General features: G+C 67.1%; 15 protein-coding genes. 12 read left to right on the plus strand and 3 right to left on the minus strand.

Going from position 1 to position 21758, the window contains the following annotated elements; translation table 11 throughout:
• Window positions 1-42 precede the first annotated feature (42 nt).
• A complete protein-coding gene (locus tag DWF00_RS20775; protein WP_114832478.1) occupies window positions 43-1740 on the minus strand; it encodes a M28 family peptidase in 1698 nt (565 codons plus the stop codon).
• Entirely contained in the window at window positions 1740-2762 is a 1023-nt protein-coding gene (locus DWF00_RS20780) for a ketopantoate reductase family protein (RefSeq protein ID WP_114832479.1), read from the minus strand. Before DWF00_RS20780 ends, DWF00_RS20775 begins: the two co-directional genes overlap by 1 nt.
• A 154-nt stretch (window positions 2763-2916) precedes the next feature.
• On the opposite strand from DWF00_RS20780, the gene DWF00_RS20785 reads away from it, so the two are divergent.
• From DWF00_RS20785 to DWF00_RS20805, 5 genes are all read left to right on the plus strand, one after another.
• Window positions 2917-3642 carry a GntR family transcriptional regulator gene (locus DWF00_RS20785; RefSeq protein WP_181832900.1) on the plus strand — a complete coding sequence of 242 codons (726 nt, stop codon included), beginning with the start codon at window positions 2917-2919 and terminating at the stop codon, window positions 3640-3642.
• Entirely contained in the window at window positions 3639-4397 is a 759-nt protein-coding gene (locus tag DWF00_RS20790) for an SDR family NAD(P)-dependent oxidoreductase (RefSeq protein ID WP_114832481.1), read from the plus strand. The genes DWF00_RS20785 and DWF00_RS20790 overlap by 4 nt, the downstream gene beginning before the upstream one ends.
• Window positions 4398-4525: 128 nt before the next feature.
• Window positions 4526-6160, plus strand: coding sequence for an ABC transporter substrate-binding protein (locus DWF00_RS20795; RefSeq protein ID WP_114832493.1), 1635 nt, complete (start codon window positions 4526-4528; stop codon window positions 6158-6160).
• Between the two features lie 121 nt (window positions 6161-6281).
• Window positions 6282-7223: an ABC transporter permease gene (locus tag DWF00_RS20800; RefSeq protein ID WP_114832482.1), complete on the plus strand. Its 942-nt coding sequence runs from the start codon at window positions 6282-6284 to the stop codon at window positions 7221-7223.
• Entirely contained in the window at window positions 7220-8119 is a 900-nt protein-coding gene (locus DWF00_RS20805) for an ABC transporter permease (RefSeq protein ID WP_114832483.1), read from the plus strand. The genes DWF00_RS20800 and DWF00_RS20805 overlap by 4 nt, the downstream gene beginning before the upstream one ends.
• 82 nt (window positions 8120-8201) lie before the next feature.
• On the opposite strand, the gene DWF00_RS20810 is transcribed toward DWF00_RS20805, so the two are convergent.
• Complete coding sequence (locus DWF00_RS20810) at window positions 8202-9026, minus strand: IclR family transcriptional regulator (RefSeq protein WP_114832484.1); 825 nt, start codon at window positions 9024-9026, stop codon at window positions 8202-8204.
• 84 nt (window positions 9027-9110) lie between these two features.
• On the opposite strand from DWF00_RS20810, the gene DWF00_RS20815 reads away from it, so the two are divergent.
• The 7 genes from DWF00_RS20815 to DWF00_RS20845 form a co-directional block, all read left to right on the plus strand.
• Window positions 9111-10181 (plus strand): extracellular solute-binding protein, encoded by a 1071-nt coding sequence (locus DWF00_RS20815; protein WP_114832485.1) that lies wholly within the window; start codon window positions 9111-9113, stop codon window positions 10179-10181.
• A 12-nt stretch (window positions 10182-10193) separates the two neighbouring features.
• Window positions 10194-11291 carry an ABC transporter ATP-binding protein gene (locus tag DWF00_RS20820; protein WP_114832486.1) on the plus strand — a complete coding sequence of 366 codons (1098 nt, stop codon included), beginning with the start codon at window positions 10194-10196 and terminating at the stop codon, window positions 11289-11291.
• 3 nt (window positions 11292-11294) lie between these two features.
• Window positions 11295-12155, plus strand: coding sequence for an ABC transporter permease (locus DWF00_RS20825; RefSeq protein WP_114832487.1), 861 nt, complete (start codon window positions 11295-11297; stop codon window positions 12153-12155).
• Window positions 12152-12964: an ABC transporter permease gene (locus DWF00_RS20830; protein ID WP_114832489.1), complete on the plus strand. Its 813-nt coding sequence runs from the start codon at window positions 12152-12154 to the stop codon at window positions 12962-12964. Before DWF00_RS20825 ends, DWF00_RS20830 begins: the two co-directional genes overlap by 4 nt.
• Window positions 12961-15012, plus strand: coding sequence for a hydantoinase/oxoprolinase family protein (locus tag DWF00_RS20835; protein ID WP_181832901.1), 2052 nt, complete (start codon window positions 12961-12963; stop codon window positions 15010-15012). Before DWF00_RS20830 ends, DWF00_RS20835 begins: the two co-directional genes overlap by 4 nt.
• The gene (locus tag DWF00_RS20840) at window positions 15012-17006 is read left to right on the plus strand and encodes a hydantoinase B/oxoprolinase family protein (protein ID WP_114832492.1); all 1995 of its coding nucleotides are present in this window, start codon (window positions 15012-15014) and stop codon (window positions 17004-17006) included. The genes DWF00_RS20835 and DWF00_RS20840 overlap by 1 nt, the downstream gene beginning before the upstream one ends.
• Before the next feature lie 484 nt (window positions 17007-17490).
• A partial coding sequence (locus tag DWF00_RS20845) for an Ig-like domain-containing protein (RefSeq protein WP_181832902.1) occupies window positions 17491-21758 on the plus strand: 4268 nt, incomplete at its 3' end.

Here is a 21758-nt window from a genome sequence, read left to right on the forward strand (position 1 = left end):
TTGCGCAGATGCACGCCAACAGAGGCCGACAAGATATCCGGCTTAAGACAAGGACTGATCGAGTTCGCGCCGGGCCCGGCGAACGGCGTCCATGACCATGTTCCTTGCTCGGCGCGCTTCGATCTGAAGCGGATACCATTGCCCGGAATCCTTCGGCTCGGCCGCGAACCTGCGGATCGGGTCGAGCGCCGGCCATTTGCCCTGCGGCAGGGCCGGGTCATGGGCGAAGCGCGCGCCGGTGGTGTAGTCGATCGGCACCAGCGCCCGCGAGAGGCGCATCAGCAGCTGATCGTGCTGGCGGGCCGCCGCGCCGGAAAGCCCCTTTGCCTTGCCGGAGAGCGATGCCGCGCCAGCCCTGAGCTCCGCTATCTCCGAGAGGAGCCCGGCGAGGGACATGCCGCTATCGTCCCCGACGTTGATGCCCTGAACTGTCGTTTGGAGGTCGCCTACCTGGGCGGCGATGTCGATGGGCAGGACCGGGTCGGTCAGCACCCGCGTGAGGAGCGCCCGATAGATGCGGGTGTCGCGCGCGAGCAGGGCCGGATCGATCTTGTCGATCAAGTCCTCGGGCGTGTGCCACCACCAGCCGAGGCTGTTGCGCAGGCCGAGATTCTCGTCGGCTTGAGTGCTGAGGATGCCGAAGATCGAGGGGATGCCGATGCCCCAGAAGGATTGGTCGCTGTTGCGGCCAAGGCGCTTGATCGGGAAGGTCTCGCCGGCTTCGGTGGCCAGAATTGCGCCGGCCAGGCCCGCAAGCTCGGTCGCCGCCGGCGCTTCCGCCAGATTCAGGGCACCGATGCCGCCGGTCGAGTCGACGTTGACGTGGATCGCGCAGCGGCTTTCGAGCTCGTGCCAATGCTCGTCGGCGTACCAGGACGAGCCGGAATAGCGGCCATGGGAATGGCCGGACCAGAAGCAGAAGCGCAGATTGCGGCGCCATGTCCGCCGGTGCTCGGCGCTGAGCCGGGCGACCTCCATCATCGTCGCGTTGGCCGAGCCGTTATCCATCACGCCCTGGTACCAGGTGTCGTGATGGCCCGAGAACAGCACGAAGGGCGTCGTCTCGTCGGCGTCCGGCGCCGCCATGTCGGCGACGAGGATCGGCGTCGGGCGCCAGCCGGTATCGACCTCGGCATGAAGCACCACTTGCGGCTCGTCGCCCCGCGCGAGCCTTTCGCGCAACGCCGCGCCGTCCGCCAGGCTGATCGTGACCGCGACCGTGCTCGGCAGCAACGCCATGGTGCGCGTATCCGGACTGCCCCAGACTGGCGAGATGCACATCTCGTGCAGGTGCTCGTGCGAGCTGATGTGCAGTTGCCCGACGGCCCCGGCCTGCGATGCGCGCAGCGCGACCGGCGGCGTCGCCATTCCGTCGACCAGCACGATCGCGCCGCGAACGTCCTTGCCGGCGAACTCCGCGTCCGTGCCGCTGCCGACATGGACGAGCCGGCCCCTGGTGCCCTCGGGAGGCGAGGACTGCGACATGGAATGGGTGATCGCCCTCAGGGTTTGCCCCTCAGTGACGACCCGCGCCGGCCCCGGCAGGCTGATATAGGCGGGATGGTGCAGGATCTGGGTCGAATAGCCGTAGAGCGCCATCTGCTTTTCGACGTAGCGCAGGCTCTCGGCCTCCTCAGCGCTGCCGCTCAGCTTGGTCCAGCGCGCGAATTCGGCGAGGTGCCGCATCATCAGGTCGGTATCGACCTCGCCGGCGAGCGTGCGTTCGGCAGGTATATCCATCACTGCATATCCTTCGTCGCATCGCGCAATTCCGCGAAAAGCGCGGGACCGACGCTGCGCCGGCCAGCTTCCACATCCCCGATCATCGCGATCACCCGGTCTACCAGCGGCGTCGTCAGCCCGTGCTCGCGCGCCGTGGTCTGGACCGGGCCGAGCTGGGCCGCGACGTCGGTCTGGCGCTTGCGCACGACGATGTCGCGCCAGACGCCGCTATGGGATTTCGCCGCCTTGCTGTTGTAGTCGAACAGCGCTTGCAGCGAGGCGTCGATCGCGGCCGGGTCCTTGCTCGAGAAGGCGGCGGGGTCGAAGCCGTTGAAGCCGAGCGGGGTGACGCCGGCGGCATCGGCGACCCGCAGCACCTCCTGGATCAGCGCGACGGTGGTGGCCTTCCAGGCCGGGTTGGCGATGAAGCCGGCGATCGGCTCATCCGCCAGCGCCGAGGTCTTGAGCAGCGTGCCATAGGCCGCCTTGCCCCAGAGATAGCCGAAGATGTTGTCGGTCTGGATCGCGTCCGGGTCGAAGATGCGCAGCAGCGCGTGCAGGGCCTCGATCCGCGGCGTCCACGCTCCGTCCAACTCGCCGACCACGACGGCGCCGCGCCCGCCATAGAGGATCCGGCCAGGCTCCATGTAGTCGGCCATGAAGTTGACGAAGGCGCCGATGGTGCGCTCGCGGCCGACGATCTCGGCGATGACGAGCTCGTTCAACCCGTTCTGGCAGGAGACCACGGCGCCGTCCGGAGCGAGGTAGGGCGCGAGGGCGCGCGTCGCCGCCTCGGTATGGTGGGCCTTCACGGCCAGCAGGATGAGGGGATGCCGGCCGCTCATCTCCTCGGGAAGGAGCGCCGGTCCGCCGATCGTGAAGTTGTCCAGAGGGCCTTCGATCCTGAGCTGATCGGCCTTGATTGTATCGACATGCTCTTTGACCACGTCGACGAACAGGACGTCATGCCCGGCGCGCTTGAGATAGGCGCCGATCGTGCCGCCGATCGCCCCGGCTCCCCAGATGACCACCTCTGCCACGTCTCGCTCTCCTCAGCCGAAGGGATGAATCTTCCCCTGGATACGGCATTCGTCGAATGATTGTCTGCTATAGCATGGGAATTTGATCAGAAAATAGCGTTGACTATTGTCTGACAATCTCGATAGTCGCCCTATGAGACAGCAGCAAGCCCTCATGGATGACGCCGAGCACGAGCGGAGTGGTTTTGGCGTTCGCGAGATAACCGCGGACCGGATCCGCACCGCGGTCGTTTCGGGCGAGCTGCTTCCCGGGCAGCGCCTGCCGGAGCGCGAGCTCTGCGCGCTGACCGGCGCGTCCCGCGCGACGGTACGGGAGGCCGTGCGGCAGCTCGAAACCGAAGGGCTCATCACCACCATCCCCTATCGTGGCCCGGTCGTCTCGACCCTGAGCGAGCAGGAGGCGCGCGACATCTACGAGCTGCGCGCCATGCTCGAAGGGCAGGCGGGTCGTCTCTTCGTCGAGCGCGCCAGCGATGAACTGGTGGTGGCGCTGCGCTGCACGGTGGAGGAGATTGGCCGCGCCCATGCGGCCGGCGACATGGTCGGCGTCATCGCCAATTCCGACGAGTTCTACGTGGTGCTGACCAAGGGGGCCGCGAACAAGGCGCTCAGCCAGGCCTTGCTGACGATTCATAACCGCCTTGCGCTCTTTCGCTTCAGCTCGACCCGCTGGCCGGGCAGGGCGGAGCGCAGCATGGCGGAGCTCCGTGAGATCGCTACGGCGGTGGAGGCGCGCGACGCGGCGGCTGCGGAAGCCAGCTGCGTTCGTCACATCGAGGCGGCGGCCGAACTTGCCTTGATGGTGCTGGCCGAGCGCATGCAGGGCGCGGCGATTGCGGGCCGGTCCCGCGCGCCGTCGCTTATCGGAGCGAAGTCATGAGCTTCGATTTCTCCGGTCGCATCGTCGTGGTGACCGGCGCTGCCGTCGGCTACGGCCGGGCGATCACGGAGAGTTTCGCCTCGCGCGGCGCAACCACCTACGCGCTCGACAAGGACGCCGAGCGCCTGACGCCGGAGAGCTTTTCGTCGGGACGCATCGTGACCCATGTCGTGGACATCACCGACCGTGATGCCCTTGGCGGGCTGTTCGCCGCGATCGAACGCGAGGCCGGCCCGATCGACGTGCTCGTCAACAACGCAGGCGGCGCGCTGGGGCGCGGCTTCGTCCCGGTGGAGGATGTCGATTTCGGGGATTGGGACGCTGTCCTCGACGTCAATCTCAACGGCACCTTCGCTGCGATCCGCGCTGTAGCGGCGGGTATGAAGCGCGCCGGCCGTGGGCGCATCGTCAACATCACCTCCGGTGCAGGCTTCAGGGCCTCGCGCACCGGCGTCCAAGCCTACACCACCGCCAAGCACGCGCTGCACGGCCTGACAAGGCATCTCGCCAGCGAGCTCGGGCCGTTCGGCATCACCGTCAACGCCGTGGCGCCGGGGATCCAGCCAATCTCTCCCGGCGTCGAGCGGCAATGGGCCGGGTACAGCGACGAGGTGCGGGCCAACATCATCGCCGGGATTCCGCTGCGCAGCCTGGGCACGCCACAGGACATCGCAAATGCGGTCATGTTTTTGGCGTCGGATATGGCCGGCTACGTCACCGGGCAGATACTGCCCGTGAATGGCGGGGCGTTCTAGGGCCTCTCGCGACACAGACATAATGGACGGACCGAGCCGATCCCGTCCTGGCAGAGCAACGGCAATAAAAAAGACGGGCGGGCAAAAAGTCGAGCGGGATTGAGTTTCGAGCACAACGGGAGTTGGTCATGACAGGCAAGACGTTGGCGCTGCCGACATTCGACAGGCGCGATCTCCTCAAGCTCGCGGGGGCGACGGGCGCTGCGGCGCTGAGTGGTTTGCTGCCCAATGCGGCCTTCGCGCAGAAGGCGGGCGTGCTGCGGGTTGGCCTCAACGCGCGCGACATGGGCCTGCTGCATCCGCATGTCGCGACCGGCTCGAACGATACGCCGGTGATCGACTCGATCTTCAGCGGCTTGCTCGCCTACACGCCGCCTAAGGTGAGCATCGACGCGATCCAGCCCGACCTTGCCGAGCGCTGGGAGGCGTCGGACGACCGCAAGACCTACACGTTCCATCTGCGCAAGGGCGCGAAATGGCACAAGGGCTATGGCGAGGTCACGGCGGAGGACGTCAAGTACTCGCTCGAATGGGTGCGCGATAACCCGCAATCCACCTTCCGCACGATCTACGCGAATATCGAGCGCATCGACACGCCCGATCCCTATACGGTCGTCATCTCGCTGAAGACCGTCGACCCCGTCTTCCCGATCTGCGTGACCAACTGGCAGGGCGGCTACATCATCTGCAAGAAGGCGATCGAGGAGCTCGGCGACAAGTACAAGAGCCAGCCGATCGGCTCCGGCCCGTTCCAGTTCGAGAGCTATCGGCCCAAGGAGAGCGTCACCCTCTCGGCCAACCCGGACTATTACGCCGGCAAGCCGAAGCTCAACCAGGTGGTGTTCTCCTATATCTCGGACCCGACCTCGGCGCGCTTCGCCTTCGTCCGCCGCGAGGTCGACGTCATCCAGGGCCAACCGAGCGAGGAATGGCTCGCCGAGGTCGTGAAGGCCACACCCGGCGGCGCGGTGGTCGACCTGCTAGGTCCGACGCGCACCGTTATCATCCACATGAAGAAGAGCGTGAAGCCGCTCGACAACCTCAAGGTCAGGCAGGCCATCGCGCACGCCATCAACCGCGAGGACTACGTCCATTTCTTCGGCCGCGTCTTCCTGCCGACCTATGCTGCGGTCCCGCCCGAGTATTTCGGCGGCCTGACCAAGGAGATGATCCCGCCCGAGCTGGTCTACGAGTTCGATCCCGACAAGTCGAAGAAGCTCCTGGCCGAGGCCGGCTTCGCGGGGGGCTTCAAGCTCGAGACGGTGGTCAGCGAGCGCAGCGACTATCTCAACCTCGCGCAGATCGCGCAGGAGCAGCTGGCGAATGTCGGGATCAAGCTGCAGATGAACATCATGGACCACGGCTCCTGGGTCGCGGCCATCATCAAGGACAAGAAGGGCTCGCTGGTCTGGTCGACCGCCTCGCGCTATCCCAGCGCCGACACGCTCATCCGCGAGTTCTTCCTCTGCGCCGCCGACGTCACCAAGCCGACGGGCGTCCAGGGCTTCGCCGAATACTGCAATGCCGATCTCGACAAGGCCTACCAGGCCGGCATCGCCGCCTTCGAGCCGGCGGAGCGGGCAAAGTTCTTCAAGGAAGCGCAGCTGCTGCAGCTGAAGGACCTGCCGGCGATCCCGATCGGCGCGATGGCGACGGCGGCGCTGCGGCAGCGCCATGTCGACCTGGGCTACAAGGTCGAGGAGGGCAAGAGCCTGCTCAGCCTGCCCTACATGTACCACCTGACCCAGAATACGACCGTCTGAGCGGGCAGGGCGCCTCGTACCTGCACAGCAATGATCGGCCCGCGTACGGGCCGATCGCGGCGGCGCATCATGAGAGACGTGGCCCGGCCTGTCGGCCGACCCGGAACGGACAACGAGCGAGATGCTGAGGCTCATCGTCACCCGCATCCTTTTGATGCTGCTCGCCGTGTTCACGGTGCTCACCGCGCTGTTCTTCGGCATCCGCCTCGGCGCTGGCGATCCCACGGTCGCGATCCAGGGCAGCTACGCCACCGCCGAAAGCCTGGCCAAGCTGAGCCAGGCGCTCGGCTTGGACAAGCCGCTCTGGCAGCAATACCTGATCTATCTCGCGGGGCTGCTCAGGGGCGATCTCGGCGTCTCCATCCAGAACGGCAGGCCGGTGCTGCAGCAGATCCTGCAGGTGGTGCCCTATACGCTGGACCTGACCTTCTGGGGCGTCCTGATCGGCGTGGTCATCGGCGTGCCGCTCGGCTTCCTCTCGGCGATCAGGCGCAATTCGCTGCTCGACCACGCCATCCGCGTGGTGACGCTGAGCGGCATTTCGGTACCGCCCTTCATCATGGGCTATGTCCTGATCATCGTCTTCGTGATCGGGCTCGGACTGTTCCCGGTGGCCGGCGGCGGCGACCGCGACGATCTCGTCAGCCGCTTCAGCTACCTGACGCTGCCGGCGCTCTCGCTCGGCCTGATCATGACCTCCTACGTCACCCGCGTCACCCGCACGGCGGTGCTGGAGGTCCTGACCAAGGACTTCATCCGCACCGGCCGCGCCAAGGGGCTCAGCGAGGGCGCGATCCTGTATCGCCACGTCCTGCGGCTGACGCTGGTGACGCTGGTCACGCTCGTCGGGCTCTACGCCACGATCACGGTCGGCAGCTCGGTGGTGATCGAGGTGGTCTTCAGCCGGCCCGGAGTCGGCCAGCTCATCGTCGGCGCGATCAGCCAGAGCGACTACACCGTCGTCCAGGGCGCGGTGATCTTCTACGCCGCCTTCGTCAGCCTGGTGAACCTGGCGGTCGATCTCGCCTACGCCGTCATCGACCCGAGGATCAGCTACGAATGACGAGTGTTCCCGAACCGGGCACGCCCGCATCGTCCAGTCAGCCCAGGACGGGCTTCTGGCCGAACACGCTCCGCTTCATCGCGCGGCTGCCGCTGACCGCGAAGATCGGCGGCGTGATGGTGCTGCTCATGATCCTGGTCGCGATCTTCGCGCCCCTGCTGCTCACGCATGATCCGACGACGCAGTCGATGATCCGCCGTAACCAGGGTTTTTCCGCACGGAACTGGCTCGGCACCGACGGGTTCGGCCGCGACGTCTATAGCCGCCTCGTCCTCGGCGCCCGCTACACCCTGGCGATCACCATGACATCGCTGGTCATCGCCGCCGCGCTCGGCACCTTCATCGGGTTGGCCGCCGCCTATAACCGGGGCGGCAAGCTCGACATGGTCGTCGTCTGGCTGATCGATGTGCTGATGACCTTCCCCACCATGATCCTCGGCGTCATCGTCGTCGCCGTGCTCGGGCCGGGCCTGACGAATGTCGGGCTGGCGATCTGCATCGCCTTCCTCCCGCGGCTGACCCGCATGGCGCGCGGCGTCGCACTCAGCATCGTCGCCAACGACTATATCGAGGCGGCACGGGCGTTGGGCGCGAGCCGGCTGCGCATCATCCTGCGCCACCTCCTGCCCAACATCATGAGCGAGATGACGGCGATCACCGCGCTCTGGCTCGGCACAGGCGTCCAGGTCGAGACCAGCCTGAGCTTCCTCGGCCTCGGCGTGCAGCCGCCGACGCCGAGCTGGGGGCTGATGATCAAGGAGGGCATCGCCACCCTCTACATCAACCCCTGGCCTTCGCTCTTCCCGGTCATGGCGATCCTCTTCGTCATTCTCGGGCTCAACCTGCTGGTCGACGGCATCCAGGACAACAAGACCCCCGGCATGCGCGACGCATGAGAGGGGCCGCGGGCACCACGGCCACGGCCGGGGCGATCCTGGGTCGAGATTGCTCTACGCTGCGCCGTGGATAGGGGCGAAGCTACCCCACTGCCGCCTCGGACGGCTCCTGCTGTCGCACCGATCGCGCCAACCAGACGAGCCGAGGCCCGATCTCGGTCACAAGCTGCTCCTCGCTGAGGGAGTAGGCCGGCGCGCCGCAGATCAGCCCGTAAACTCCCTCGCCCGGCCGCGTGAACGCCGGTACTCCGACGGTATGCACGCCTGACTCGAACGCGCCGATGCTGACGCAGAAGCCGCGGGTGCGCACATCCTCGCGCGCCTGCTCGATCTTCCTGACGAGCTTCGGCCAAAGCTCCTGATCGGCGATCCTGATCTGGTCCATCGTCCGTATGAAGGTCGCCTCGTCGAGGCCGGCGAGGTAGCCCCAGCCCATCGCCGACCGCATGATCGGCATCGCCGAGCCGACGTCGAACCGGAATGGCACGGGCGACTGGCCCTTGCTGCACTCGACATAGATCATCTCGCGCCCGCTGCGCGCGCCGAGCGCCACGGAGGCCGCGTATCTGTCGGCGAGATCGCGCATGCCCGGGCGGAGTTGGTAGCGCAGCGGGATCCCGCCGAGAAAGGCCTGGCCGAAGCTCAGGACGGCCGGAGTCAGGCTGTAGGCCTGCATGTTCGCGTCATGGACGAGATAGCCGAGCGCGACGAGGCTGCCGGTGATGCGTGATACCGAGGATGGCGGGATGCCCGTGCGCCGCGCGATGTCCTGGTTCCGCAAGGGGGGATCACCGGATTGGAACGCCCTCAGGACGTCGAAACCTCGGGCAAGCGGAGCGATGACGGGACTCTGGTCCCCGGTGATCGATGGGTGTCTTGGGCGTGCCATGTGCAGATAATATTCCATATTACGGAAAATGAAAACCGTATTGCAGAATGAAATTCCGGTGATACTCTCCTCGCATAACAAACAACATCTCGAGGGTTAGCCATGAACGGATCGCATGATCGTAATTCTGGCCTCGTGGCCAATCGCCGGCAGTTCCTTGCCGCGGCGGGCGCCGGCCTTGCGTTGAGTTTCGCTATCAAGGGCGCCCGCGCCGACGGACCAGCCTTCACGATCATGACGGTTGGTGGCACCTGGGGCGACGCCATCCGGAAGATCATCTGCGAGCCGTTCGCGGCCAAGCACGGTCTGACGCTGGCCTTCGACAACCGCCCGAACGCGCAGCAGCTCGCGGTCCTGCAGGCCAGCCGCGGCAAGCCCACCATCGACACGATCGAGCTTGGTGGCCCGCGGCTTGGCCAGGCGACGGCTCTCGGCCTGATCGACAAGATCGACCCGGCGCTGGCGCCGAACATCAAGCGCGTCTTCCCGGCGCTCAAGGACGAGTTCTGGGCCGCCCGCTCGATCGCGCCCTGGGTCATGACCTTCGACAAGCGCGTCTTCTCGAAGGAGGAGGTCGAGAAGCGTGGCTGGTCGATCCTGCTCGATCCCAAGGTCAAGGGCCGCGTCGCCATCCCGAATTTCGGCTGGATGGGCGAGATGTGGCTGAACTCGGTCAACCAGGCCGCAGGCGGCAGCTATGATCGGCTCGACCCGGGCTTCGAGCTCGCCAGCAAGGTCATCAAGGAGAATGGCGGCGTCGTCATGATCTCCAACGACCAGGGCCTCAAGCTCTTCACCACCGGCGAGATCGTCGCCGCACCGTTCTGGAGCGGCCGCACGATCGAGCTGCAGCGCAAGAACCTGCCCCTCGACTTCGCCTTCGTGAAGGGCTGGAGTCCCTACGGCTTCGGCTTCAGCGTGGTCTCCGGCGTCGCCCGTCCCGATCTGAGCCAGCAATTCGTCGACTTCTCGCTGTCGGACGAGCCGCAGCTCACCTTCGCCCGCCAGTTCGCCTATGTGCCGACCTTGCAGGACCTGAAGGTGCCGGACGACATGCCCGATTCCAAGGTCTCGGCAGCGGCTTTCGATCTGGCGGCGAACCTCGACTATTCCCAGGTCGCGCGCTTCTCCGATTCCAGCCTGGAGCGCTGGAACAAGCAGGTCGTAGGCTGAGACGGCGCCGTCATGATCGAACTCGATGCCATCGGCAAACGCTTCGGCACTGTCGATGCGGTGAAGTCCGTTTCGCTGACGGTGGGCGAGGGCGAGTTCGTCTCGCTGCTTGGCCCGTCCGGCTGCGGCAAGACCACGACGCTGCGCATCATCGCCGGCTTCGAGAGCCCGACCTCCGGCCGCTTGCGGATCGGTGGCCGCGAGATGAACGACGTCCCGGTCGAGCGCCGCGGCCTCAGCATGGTCTTCCAGAACTACGCGCTGTTCCCGCATCTCAGCGTGTTCGAGAACGTCGCCTTCGGCCTCAGGCTGAAGCGCGTCGCCAAGCCGGAGATCGAGGAGCGCGTCCGCAAGGCGCTCGACCAGGTCGGCCTTGCCGGGCTGGGCGAGCGTTCGCCGCGCCAGCTGTCCGGCGGCCAGCAGCAGCGGGTTTCGCTGGCGCGGGGGCTCGTGGTCAATCCGGCCGTGCTGCTGATGGACGAGCCTCTGTCCAACCTCGACCTGAAGCTGCGCGAGCAGCTTCGCGATGAAATCAGGACCTTGCAGCGCTCGCTCGGGATGACCGCCGTCTACGTCACGCACGACCAGGGCGAGGCGATGGCGATGTCGGACCGGATCGCCGTGATGCATGGCGGCGGCATCGAGCAGGTCGGCACGCCGCGCGACATCTACGAGCGCCCGAGCACGACATTCGTCGCGAGCTTCATCGGCCATTGCAACCTGCTGCCTGGCACCCTCGATGCGAGCGGACGCCTGTTCCGCACGCCGAACGGCGTGCACCTGCGCGTCGCCTCGGGGCTTCCGCCTTCGAGCGAGCGCGGCGAGATCCGCCTGGCGATCAGGCCTGAGACGGTGCGCTTCCTGGCTGATGGCTACGAGCGCGCGCCCGGAGACGACAACCTCATCTCCGGCCGCGTCAGGGACATCGTCTATCTCGGCGACGTCGCTCAGGTCTCGGTCGTGATCATGACGGAGGGCGGGCGCGTCGCGGAGACGCTCAACGCCGCCTGGCGGATCGTACGCGGCGAGGCCACGCCGACGCCGGGCGATGTGGTGCGCCTCTCCGTCGCGACCGCCGATTGCATCCCCGTTTTCGACAGGGGCGCGTGAGCCGTGTCCGACAACGCTTCAGCATCCCGCCGGACGCTCTGGCTGACGGCGCCGAGCCTCCTCGTCATCGGCGTGGCGTTGATCGCGCCGCTCTTGCTGATGCTGGTCTTCAGCGTCTGGCGTTTCGTGCCGAGCAAGATCACCGACTACACCCTGACGCTGGGCAATTACTGGCGCTTCCTCGGCGACGGCTTCTACCTCAAGGTCATAGCCCAGACGGTCGAGCTCGGGCTCGCAGTCACCGCGCTCTCGCTGATCCTCGGCTACCCGGTCGCCTATTTCCTGGCCCGGACGAAGAGCCGCTGGCAGCCGGTGCTGGTCTATCTCGTGTTCGTGCCGATGATGATCAGCCTCGTCGTGCGCGCCTATGGCTGGATGGTGCTGCTCGGCTATAACGGCGTCGTCAATTCGGTGCTGCTTTGGCTCGGCGTCATCACGCTGCCGCTGCGGCTGCTCAACAGCGTCCACGCCGTCGTCCTCGGCCTCGTCGAGGTGCTGCTGCCCTTCATGGTGGTGCCGCTGCTGGCGGCGCTGAAGGACATCCCGCCATCGGTGGAGGAGGCGGCCCGCGCGCTGGGCGCCACGCCGCGCCAGGTCTTCCTCAAGGTGACGCTGCCGCTGAGCATTCCCGGCATGATCTCCGGCTCGCTGATGGTGTTCTCGCTCGCCATCACCTCCTACGCCCTGCCGGCCCTGCTCGGCGGGGCCCAGGTCAAGATGATCAGCGCCATCGCCTATGACGCGATGCTGGTCAGCTATAACTGGCCCTTCGGCTCGGCGGTCGGGATCATCATGGTCGTGGTCTCGACCGCGCTGATCTACGGCTACCTGCGTTCGGTGCCGCAGAAGGCACAAGGGCTATGAGCGGCGGCACGGGTAACAGGCGCTCGCCCGCCTGGATCGGCCTCTCGGTGCTGACCGGCCTGGTCTTCGCCTTCCTGCTGGCGCCGATCGCCGTCGTGCTGATCGAGGCCTTCAACGACAGCGAGCTGATGAACTTTCCGCCGCAGGGGCTGTCGCTGCGCTGGTTCCAGGCCTTCTTCGCCAATGCGGAGTTCATGAGCTCGCTCTGGCTCAGCCTCAAGCTCGGGCTGATCGCCGCCGCCATCTCGACGGCGCTCGGCGCGATGGCGGGCCTGGCGCTGGCGCGCAGCGGATCGAGCAGCGCATCCCTGCAGACGCTGCTGCTGGCGCCGCTCTACGTCCCGCGCGTGCTGGTCGGCCTCGCGCTGCTGCTGGCCTTCGCCTGGCTCAATGTCTCCGGCTCGCTCCTGGGCATGATCCTCGGCCACGTGCTGATCACCATGCCCTATGCCACCCGCACCGTCGTGGTCGGCATGCGGGCGGTCGAGCCGAGCGTCGAGGAAGCGGCGCGCATGCTCGGCGCCACGCGCTGGCAGACCTTCCGTCTCGTGACGGTGCCGATCATCCGGGGCGCGCTGATGTCGGGCTTCATCTTCGCCCTGATCATCTCCTTCTCCGACATCTACCTCGCCTTGTTCATCTCGGGGCCGCAGTCGATCACGCTGCCGTTGCGGCTCTTCACCTTCATGGAATGGGACCAGTCGCCGCTCGTGGCGGCTGCGTCCGCCGTGCAGATCGTCCTTATTCTCTCCGTCATCCTGGTCGCAGGCCGGTTGTTCGGACTGTCCAGCCCTGGGAGTGTCGAGTGACGTCACCGCAGCATAGCCTCGGTATCGATATCGGTGGCACCTTTACCGACCTGTCCCTCTGGCGCGCCGACGAGGAGCGCTTCATCACCCTCAAGGTGCCGACGACGCGCGCGCAGCCGGCGCTCGGCGTGATCGCCGGGCTGGAGCGGCTGGAAAGCGAGCACGGCATCCGCCCGGCGGATATCGGCTATTTCGTCCACGGCACCACGATCGCCCTCAACACGCTGATCGAGCGCGACGGCGCCCGGCTCGGCCTGCTCGTGACCCGCGGCTTCCGCGACCTGCTGGTGATCCAGCGCCTGCGCATGCCGACGCCCTATAACTGGCGCACCGGCCGGCCGACGCCGCTGCTGCCGCGCCGCCACGTCTTCGAGGTCACGGGCCGGCTCGGCCCCGAGGGCACGGAGGAGATCGACCTCATCGAGGCCGATGTCGATGCCGCCGTCGATGCGGCGCGCGCCGCGGGGCTGGACGGGCTCGTCGTCTGCCTGATGCACGCCTATCGCAACCCGGTGCACGAGCAGCGGGTGCGCGACCGCGTGCGCGAGCGGGCGCCGGACCTCTTCGTCTGCTGCTCGCACGAGATCTGGCCGCGCATGCGCGAATACGAGCGCGCGCTGATCTCGATCATGAACGCCTATGTCATGCCCAAGATCGACAGCTATCTCGGCGATCTCGAAACCCGCCTCGCCGGGATGGGGCTGCCGGCGCGGCCCTTCATCACCCAGTCGACCGGCGGCATCGTCACCGCCGCGAGTGCGAGGCGCAATCCCGTCGAGACGTTGCTCTCGGGACCGGCAGCCGGCGTGATGGGCGCGATCCATGCTGCCAGCCTCGTCGGCGTCAGCGACTTCATCACGCTCGACATCGGCGGCACCAGCGCCGATGTCGCCTTCGTCGATGGCGGGGCGCCGCGCATCAGCCAGAGCGAGCACGTCGCCGATTTCCCGCTGCTCATGCCGGTCGTCGGCGTCTCCTCGATCGGCGCCGGCGGCGGCTCGGTGATCACCGTCGACGAGATGGGCGTGATGCGCGTCGGCCCGGTCAGCGTCGGCGCCGATCCCGGCCCGGTCTGCTATGGCCGCGGCGGGACACGGCCGGCGGTGACCGACGCGTTCCTCGTCGGCGGCTTCCTCAACCCGGACAGCTTTGCCGGCGGGCACCTGCAATTGTCGGTCGAGGCTGCACGCGAGGCGCTCAAGCCTCTGGCCGAACGGCTGAAGCGCAGCGAGGCCGAGACCGTCGAGGCCGTGATCCAGGTCGCGGCCAGCTCGATCTATGCGGAACTGTCCAACCTGGCGGCCAAGCAGGGCGTCTCCGTCGCCGACTACGCGATGCTGCCCTTCGGCGGCGCCGGCCCGCTGCTGGCGGCTCCGGTCGCCGACGAACTCGGCATCACCCGTATCCTCGTTCCGGGAGCGCCCGGCACGCTGTGCTCGCTCGGCGCCCTCCTGTCGGATGTCTCCAAGCCCTTCGTGCGCTCGATCGTGCTGCCGCTCTCCGAGGCCGCCGGGCTGCTTGCCGAGGCGTTTCATGAGCTGAGCGGGCAGGCCCGCCTCTGGCTCGCCAGCGAAGCTCCCGAACTGTCGGCGCAGCGCTTCGAGGTCGCGGCCGACATGCGTTATCTCGGCCAGTCCTACGAGATCGACGTCGCCGTCGAGCCGCGCTGGCTCGAGGAGGCCGACCTCGCCGCAATTGCCGGCGCCTTCCACAGGCGCCATCGCGCCATGTTCGCCCATGCCGACGAGGCCGCGCCGGTCGAGGTCGTCGACCTCAGGCTCACCATCGTCGGCACCACCGAGAAGCCGGCTGCCCGCGCGGTTGCGGTCAGGGCCGGGGAAGCGCTGCGACCCAGCGGCTCCCGCCAGGTCGTGGTCGCCGGCCGCTTCGAGGAGGTGCCGGTCTACCTGCGCCGCGCCATCTCCGCCGATTCCAGCTTCGTCGGGCCGGCGATCGTCGAGCAGGACGACACCACGATCTACGTCGCGCCGGGCTGGACCGTCGGCTCCCACGCCTCCGGCACGCTCATCATGGAAAGAACCCGATAATGGCCATCGACGGCGTGCTGCTGGGCATCTTCAACAACTACTTCCGCGCGGCTGCGGAGGCTGCCGGCTACACGCTGGAGCGGACGGCCTACACGACCTTCATCAAGGAGAGCCAGGACTTCACCACCGGATTGATCACGCCCGCGGGGCAGCATTTCGCCTTCCCGGTCTCGATCGGCGCGCAGAGCTATATCGGCATCGACTATTCGACCTTCATCGAGTCGCTGGCGCCCTGGCACGAGGGCGATATCGGCATCGCCAACTGCCCCTTCGCCACCAAGGGCGTCTCGACGCATCTGCCGGACTACCACCTGATCAAGCCGATCTTCGCCGAGGGCGAGCTGATGGGCTTCGCCTGGGCCTTCATTCACTCCTCCGACATGGGCGGCATCGTCGCCGGCAGCATCCAGCCGAGCGCCTACGAGCTGTTCCAGGAGGGGCTGCGGATCACGCCGAAGAAGCTCTACGCGAAGGGCGTCCTCCAGGCCGAAATCCGAGAGTTCCTGCTCTCCAACGTCCGCATCCCCGACAAGAACTGGGGCGATCTCAACGCCGTCGTCGCGGCGCTCGGCATCGCCGAAGCGCGCGTGCAGCAGGCCGTGGTGAAATGGGGCATCGACGCCGTCCGCGAGGGCCGCGATGCGCTGATCGCCTATGCCGAGAGCCGCACCCGCGCCATCATCCGCACCATGCCGGATGCGCGCTGGAGCTTCGAGGACTACCTTGAGGACGACTTCGTCTCCGACGTGCCGGTCCGCATCAAGCTGAGCGTCGCGAAGGATGGCGAGGACGGCCTGCATTTCGACTTCACCGGCTCCGATCCGCAGGTGCAGGCGGCCTTCAACCTTGCCACCAACGGCCGCCACCCCTTCCTCTGCCTGGCCATGTTCGGCTTCTTCCGCACCCGCGATCCCGGTCTGCCGATCAATGCCGGGCTGATCCGCCCGTTCCGCTTTACCGCGCCCGAGGGCAGCGTCGTCAACGCCTCCTTCCCGGCAGCGACCGGCGTGCGCTATGCCCTGACCCAGCTCATCTTCACCATCGTGCAGGGCGCGCTGGCCGAGGTTCTCCCCGGCACGATCCCGGCGGCCGGGGCAGGGCAGGCGACCATCCCCGCCATTTCCACGGTCGATCCCAAGACCGGCCAGCGCCAGGTCACCGTGATCCAGCCGATGATCGGCGGCTCTGGCGGGCGGCCCTGGGCCGATGGCGTCGAGGGTTGCGACATCTCGCTCGGCTCCCTGCGCAACACGCCTTGCGAGATCCTGGAGCACGAGGCCGGCTTGCGCGTCCTGGCCTATGAGGTGATCCCCGGCAGTGGCGGCGCCGGCCGCTTCCGCGGCGGCAGCGCCTTGCGGCTCGACGTCAAGCTGCTGCACCCCAACACCATCTTCACGGCGCGCGGGATGGAACGCACCAAGTTCCAGCCATGGGGCCTCGAGGGCGGCAAGGCCGGTGCGCCCGGCGATTGCGTTCTGAATCCGGGCACCGCCGCAGAGCGGCGGCTCGGCAAGGTCAATGTGGAGCGGCTCTCCGCTGGCGACGTGATCAGTCTGCGCACGCCCGCCGGCGGCGGCTATGGCGATCCGCTGACGCGCGATACCGGCAAGGTTCTGGACGATGTCCTGGACGGTTTCGTCAGCTTTGACGAAGCGCGCGATATCTATGGCGTCGAGCTGGACGGCGCGGAGATCGATCTCGCTGCAACCGGTGCCGCGCGAGCCGCCCGGCAGACAGGAGCCTTGCCGGCGCGCTACGATTTTGGCGAAGGGCGCTCGGCCTACATGCGGCAGTTTCCGGCCGTGGTTCTCGACGAACTGAGCGGACTCCTGGCGGGCCTGCCTCCGAGCTTGCGCTATCGTGGCAAGCAGGTCGCGGTCGCCACCTTGCGCGAAGAGTTCAACGGCTTACCCGCAGCTCGCGGTTGGCTCTCGACCCATTGGAATCGCATCGAAGACACGCTGTTCGGAACCGCCCCGACCGCGAGGGGCTAATTGAGGCCGCGGTCCAGCGAATTGGCCGGGCTTCCCGTTATCCGCTTCCTGGCCGGGGGAGAATGTTGCCCATCGGCATCAAGCTGAGGGCCGTTTGACTCGGCGACGAGGTTCATCCGAACCTCGCCTATCGGCGGTTTTGCCGACACGGGGGCTGGGTCGGTGGCCGGGGCGTCGCGGTGGATTCCAGCCTGATCGAGGCCGACGCCAACCGCCAAAGCAGCGTGCCGGGCGGTGGCAGACCGCCATTCGACGCCCGCGAACCATGCCGTGCGCGAGTATCTGGCCGGGCTGGATGATGCTGCGCCGGGGCGATGTCGGCTGTCGCGTCCGGATCGCTGTCGAGGCAGCGGGGAACGTCCGGGCAAGGGCCGGCGGATAGCCCGATAACTCCTATTGATGGTTTCTATTGGATTAACGGCCGGGCTCACCCCACGGTCCCGGGCAATTCCATTTGCCTGTCTCCACGAAGGGGTAATTCGCCATGGCTTCCACCAACAACGCTGCGCCGACATTCGAAGAGCAGCTCACCTTCGGAACCTCGGCAAGCCTCGGCCTGCCCGATCTCGCCGGCGGCCCGAGCGGCGTGATGGGCTTCGCGGCCCCGGCTCCCGTCGTCGACGGCTTCCTGATCAAGCCGGGCTTCACCGGCACGGCGCCGCTCAAGAGCTACACGCTGGCGCTCGATATCTTCGTGGACGATGCCTATGCGAACAAATGGTTCGCCCTGCTGCAGACCGACCCGACCAACCTCAGCGACGCCGAGTTCCTCGTCAACGCCAACAAGGGCATCGGCATTAACGGCAACTATACCGGCACCTTCACCTGGGATGCCTGGCACCGCATCGTCCTGACGGTCCAGGACCTGGGCAACGGCAACGTCTCGCTGGGCAAATATCTCGACGGCACCCTGGTCGGCACGCAGTCGATGCCGGCCAGCCGCTTCCAGATCGACCCGGTCAAGGGCTTCATGATCTTCTCCGACGATGGTGCCAGCCAGGTCGGTGCCCTGGAGACGCAGCCCGGCTTCGTCAGCAGCGTGATGTTCACCGACCAGGTGCTGACCGGCGCGCAGGTGACCGCGCTCGGCGGCGCCAAGGCCGGCGGCATCCTCTCCTCCGCGCTCCCCACCGGGCAGACGGTGCAGTTCGACTTCAACCCCTCCGCGCCCTTCGCGCCGACCCTGGGCACGGGCGCCGTTGAGGTCGTCTCGGCTGAGACGGACGTGCTGACCGATACTGGCTTCGGCACCACGGCCGAGCTCGGCATTCCCAACCTGGCTGGCGGCAACGGCTCGGACGAGGTCATGGCCTATGTCGGAGCCTCGGCCGCCCAGGGCTATTTCGTGCAGCCCGGCATCGCGGCGTCGGCGGCGGACGGCAAGATCCACGACTACACCATGATCTGGGATCTCTACGCGCCCGCCGCGAACGGCCGCTGGATGGCCCTGCTGCAGACCGACCCGACCAATGCCAGCGATGCCGACTTCCTGCTCAGGAACTCGAACGGCATTGGCATCAGCAGCAACTATACCGGCACCTTCAACTACACCGGCTGGAACCGCATCGCCGTGACCGTGCATGACAACGGCAACGGCACGGTCACCATGAACAAGTACATCAACGGCACCCTGGTCGGCACGCAGTCGCCGGCCGGGGCCAGCGGCCTGGACGCCGCCGGCCGCTACGCGATCGACCCCGCTAAGGGCTTCCTGATCCTCTCCGACAATGGCGGATCCGAGGTCAGCCAGGCGACCCCCGAGACGGCGCCGGGCTATCTCAACAGCGTCTTCTTCATCGACAAGGCGATGACCACGGCCGAGATCGGCGCTCTCGGCGGCGCCAAGTCCGGCGGCATCATGCAGCCGGGGCAGGTCGATCCGGACCATGCGGTGCAGTTCGACTTCAGCGATGGCAGCCTCGATGCGAGCATCGGCGACGGCACGATGGCGCTCTGGGATCAGTCGGCCGGGGTCGTGACCGGCGATGCGCAGGGCATCGACGATACCGGCTTCTCGGCCGCCCATGACACGCCGCTGACGATCGACGCCGCTTCCCTGCTGGCCAACGACATCAATCCGCAGGGCCATGCCCTCACCATCCAGTCGGTGACGGCGGGCACGGGCGGCACGGTGGCGCTCGACGCTGACGGCAACGTGGTGTTCACGCCGGAAGCGGGCTTCGCCGGCCAGGCCTCCTTCTCCTATTCCGTCTCCAATGGCCACGGCGTCACGGACAATGCCAGCGTCACCCTCGCTGTCGAGAGCCCGCAGCTCGACGCCGAGACCCAGAAGGACCGGCACGTCGTCTTCCTGGGCATCGACGGCACCCAGTACGGCAAGCTGATGGCGCTCGCCGCGGCCGCGGGCGGCTTGACCAACCTCGACAGCCTCGCGGGCTATACGGGTGGCGACCTCGGGACCGGGACCCAGCAGGGAACCGTCAGCGGTCCCGGCTGGTCGACGCTGCTGACCGGCACCTGGACCAACGAGCACCACATCACCGGCAACTCGAATTCGCCGATCGACCCGGCGGTGGTGAGCCTGTTCGAGCGCATCAAGGCAGGTATTCCGGATGCGACGACGGCCTCGATCGTCAGTTGGCCCGATATCAACAACGGCCATTTCGCGCTTGAGAACGGCGGGCTCGGGACCCCGTCCATCATCGACTGGCATGGGGTCAGCACGGGCGGCTCGATGGCCGAGAAAGACGCGGATGTCATTCGGCAAGGCGTCGATCTGATCACGAACGAGGCCCCGACCTTCACCTTCCTCCATCTGGACAATGTCGATGCCGTCGGCCACGCGCAGGGCTTCGGCACTGCCTATGATCAGGCGATCCTGGAGGCCGCCAGGCAGGTCAACGCCATCATGATCGCCATAGCGCAGCGCATGGCGGCCAATCCCGACGAGGACTGGATGGTCGTCGTTGGCACCGACCACGGCCGCGATCCGGCGACTGGCAGCGGCCACGGCGGCCAGACGGCGAGCGAGCGGGAGATCTTCTTCGCCTCGAACAAGGAGATCAGCTCCGACGGCGCGGCTCCGCAGACCTCGCTGGCGGCGACGATCGCCGAGTTCCTCGGCCTCAGCCAGGACGGCATCCGCGGACCCTCCCTGCTGGATGAGGGCGCCGTCGACACCCATGCGCCCTATCTGCTCGGCACGACTCCGGGTGACGATCTCGGCAATGTCGCGGTCGACGCGGCCCTCACGCTCGTCCTGAGCGAGCGCGTCGAGAAGGGCGAAGGCTTCATCACCATCCACCGCGCCAGCGACGGCTCGGTGGTCGAGGCGATCGACGTCAACTCCGACCGGGTCAGCATCTCGGCCGGTGTCGTGACCGTGCATCCCTCGGCGCCGCTGGCCGGCGCGACCGAGTATTACGTCACGGTCGATGCCGGCGCCTTCGACGATATCGAGACGCGCGGCGCTTCGGCCGACGGCAACGCCTTCGCGGGCATCCATGACGCCGCTAGCTGGAGCTTCGAGACCGTGGCCGACGTGACGGCGCCCGCCGTCATCGACACCGCGCCGGGAGACGATGCCGCAGCCGTCGCACCGAACGCCCCGCTCGTCATCAGCTTCGACGAGGCGGTGCGCAAGGGTGAAGGCTCGATCGTGCTTCATCGTGCCGATGGCAGCATCGTCGAGACCATCGACGTGGCGTCCGATGCGGTCGTGGTCGACGGCCACACCGTCACGATCCAGCCGGGTGCGGCGCTTGCCGCGGGCGACTATTACGTGACGGTCGCAGCGGGCGCCTTCGAAGACCTCGCCGTGACCAATGAGAAGGTGTTGTTCAGCGAGAATTTCGAGGAGCTGTCGCCGCTGCTCCAGCCTTACCAGAGCTCTTCGGAGAGCCATGACGCGGACCTGACCGACTGGACGGCGACCACGCCGGACGGCTGGGAGCACGTCAACAACACTCCGGCCGGCGGGCCGCAGGAGTTCCGGGGCTGGACCTTCCACGACAAGAACAGCTGGATCGCAACCGAGGGGAACCAGGGGCGTTCGGGCTTCACCAAGGGCCAGGGCGTCGTCGCGGTGGCCGATCCCGATGCCTATGACGACCTCAATTCGGCCAGCACGCCGAACAAGTTCAGCGCGCTGCTTCGCGCCTCGGAGATCGACGTCACCGGGCTCAAGGACGACCGCGCGACCCTGACCTTCGACAATTCCTGGGCGAACCCGACCTCCAACAACAACATCCAGGAAGCGCGAATCGTCGTCACCTTCGACAACGGCGAGACGCGCGAACTCGCACATTGGAGCGATCAGGCCGGCAGCCCGTACTTCAAGGCGACGGCGACGAACGAGACGCTGACCTTCAACATCGACGTGCCGGAGGGCGCGACGACGATGAGCCTGGCCTTCGAGATGATGCAGGCCGGCAATGCCTATTGGTGGGCGATCGACAACGTCGCGGTGACGGGCGTTCCCGAGGTGCCGCATGGCAACGCCTTCGCCGGCATCTCCGACCCGACGGCCTGGAACTTCTCCGTTGAGGATCAGGGCTCGGTCGGCACGCCAGGCGATGACACCCTGGTGGGCACGGCGGGTGCGGACGTGATCCTCGCCGGCCTCGGCGACGACGAGGTTTCGGCTGGCGCTGGAAATGACGAGATCGACGGCGGCGAAGGCGACGACACGCTCCATGGCGAGGACGGCGACGACCTGCTCAAGGGCGGTGCGGGCGACGATGCGCTCCTGGGCGGCGCCGGCAACGACACCCTCCTCGGCGGCGCCGGCGA

The sequence above is a fragment of the Allobosea caraganae genome, assembly GCF_003351345.1.
GTDB lineage: Bacteria > Pseudomonadota > Alphaproteobacteria > Rhizobiales > Beijerinckiaceae > Allobosea > Allobosea caraganae.

Bases quoted from the DNA above. Each gene is read 5' to 3' on its own strand.
- DWF00_RS20785 (WP_181832900.1), top strand. From the start codon at position 2,917: ATGGATGACGCCGAGCACGAGCGGAGTGGTTTTGGCGTTCGCGAGATA.
- DWF00_RS20795 (WP_114832493.1), top strand. From the start codon at position 4,526: ATGACAGGCAAGACGTTGGCGCTGCCGACATTCGACAGGCGCGATCTC.
- DWF00_RS20830 (WP_114832489.1), top strand. From the start codon at position 12,152: ATGAGCGGCGGCACGGGTAACAGGCGCTCGCCCGCCTGGATCGGCCTC.
- DWF00_RS20840 (WP_114832492.1), top strand. From the start codon at position 15,012: ATGGCCATCGACGGCGTGCTGCTGGGCATCTTCAACAACTACTTCCGC.
- DWF00_RS20815 (WP_114832485.1), top strand. From the start codon at position 9,111: ATGAACGGATCGCATGATCGTAATTCTGGCCTCGTGGCCAATCGCCGG.
- DWF00_RS20790 (WP_114832481.1), top strand. From the start codon at position 3,639: ATGAGCTTCGATTTCTCCGGTCGCATCGTCGTGGTGACCGGCGCTGCC.
- DWF00_RS20775 (WP_114832478.1), bottom strand. From the start codon at position 1,740: ATGGATATACCTGCCGAACGCACGCTCGCCGGCGAGGTCGATACCGAC.
- DWF00_RS20805 (WP_114832483.1), top strand. From the start codon at position 7,220: ATGACGAGTGTTCCCGAACCGGGCACGCCCGCATCGTCCAGTCAGCCC.
- DWF00_RS20810 (WP_114832484.1), bottom strand. From the start codon at position 9,026: ATGGAATATTATCTGCACATGGCACGCCCAAGACACCCATCGATCACC.
- DWF00_RS20800 (WP_114832482.1), top strand. From the start codon at position 6,282: ATGCTGAGGCTCATCGTCACCCGCATCCTTTTGATGCTGCTCGCCGTG.
- DWF00_RS20820 (WP_114832486.1), top strand. From the start codon at position 10,194: ATGATCGAACTCGATGCCATCGGCAAACGCTTCGGCACTGTCGATGCG.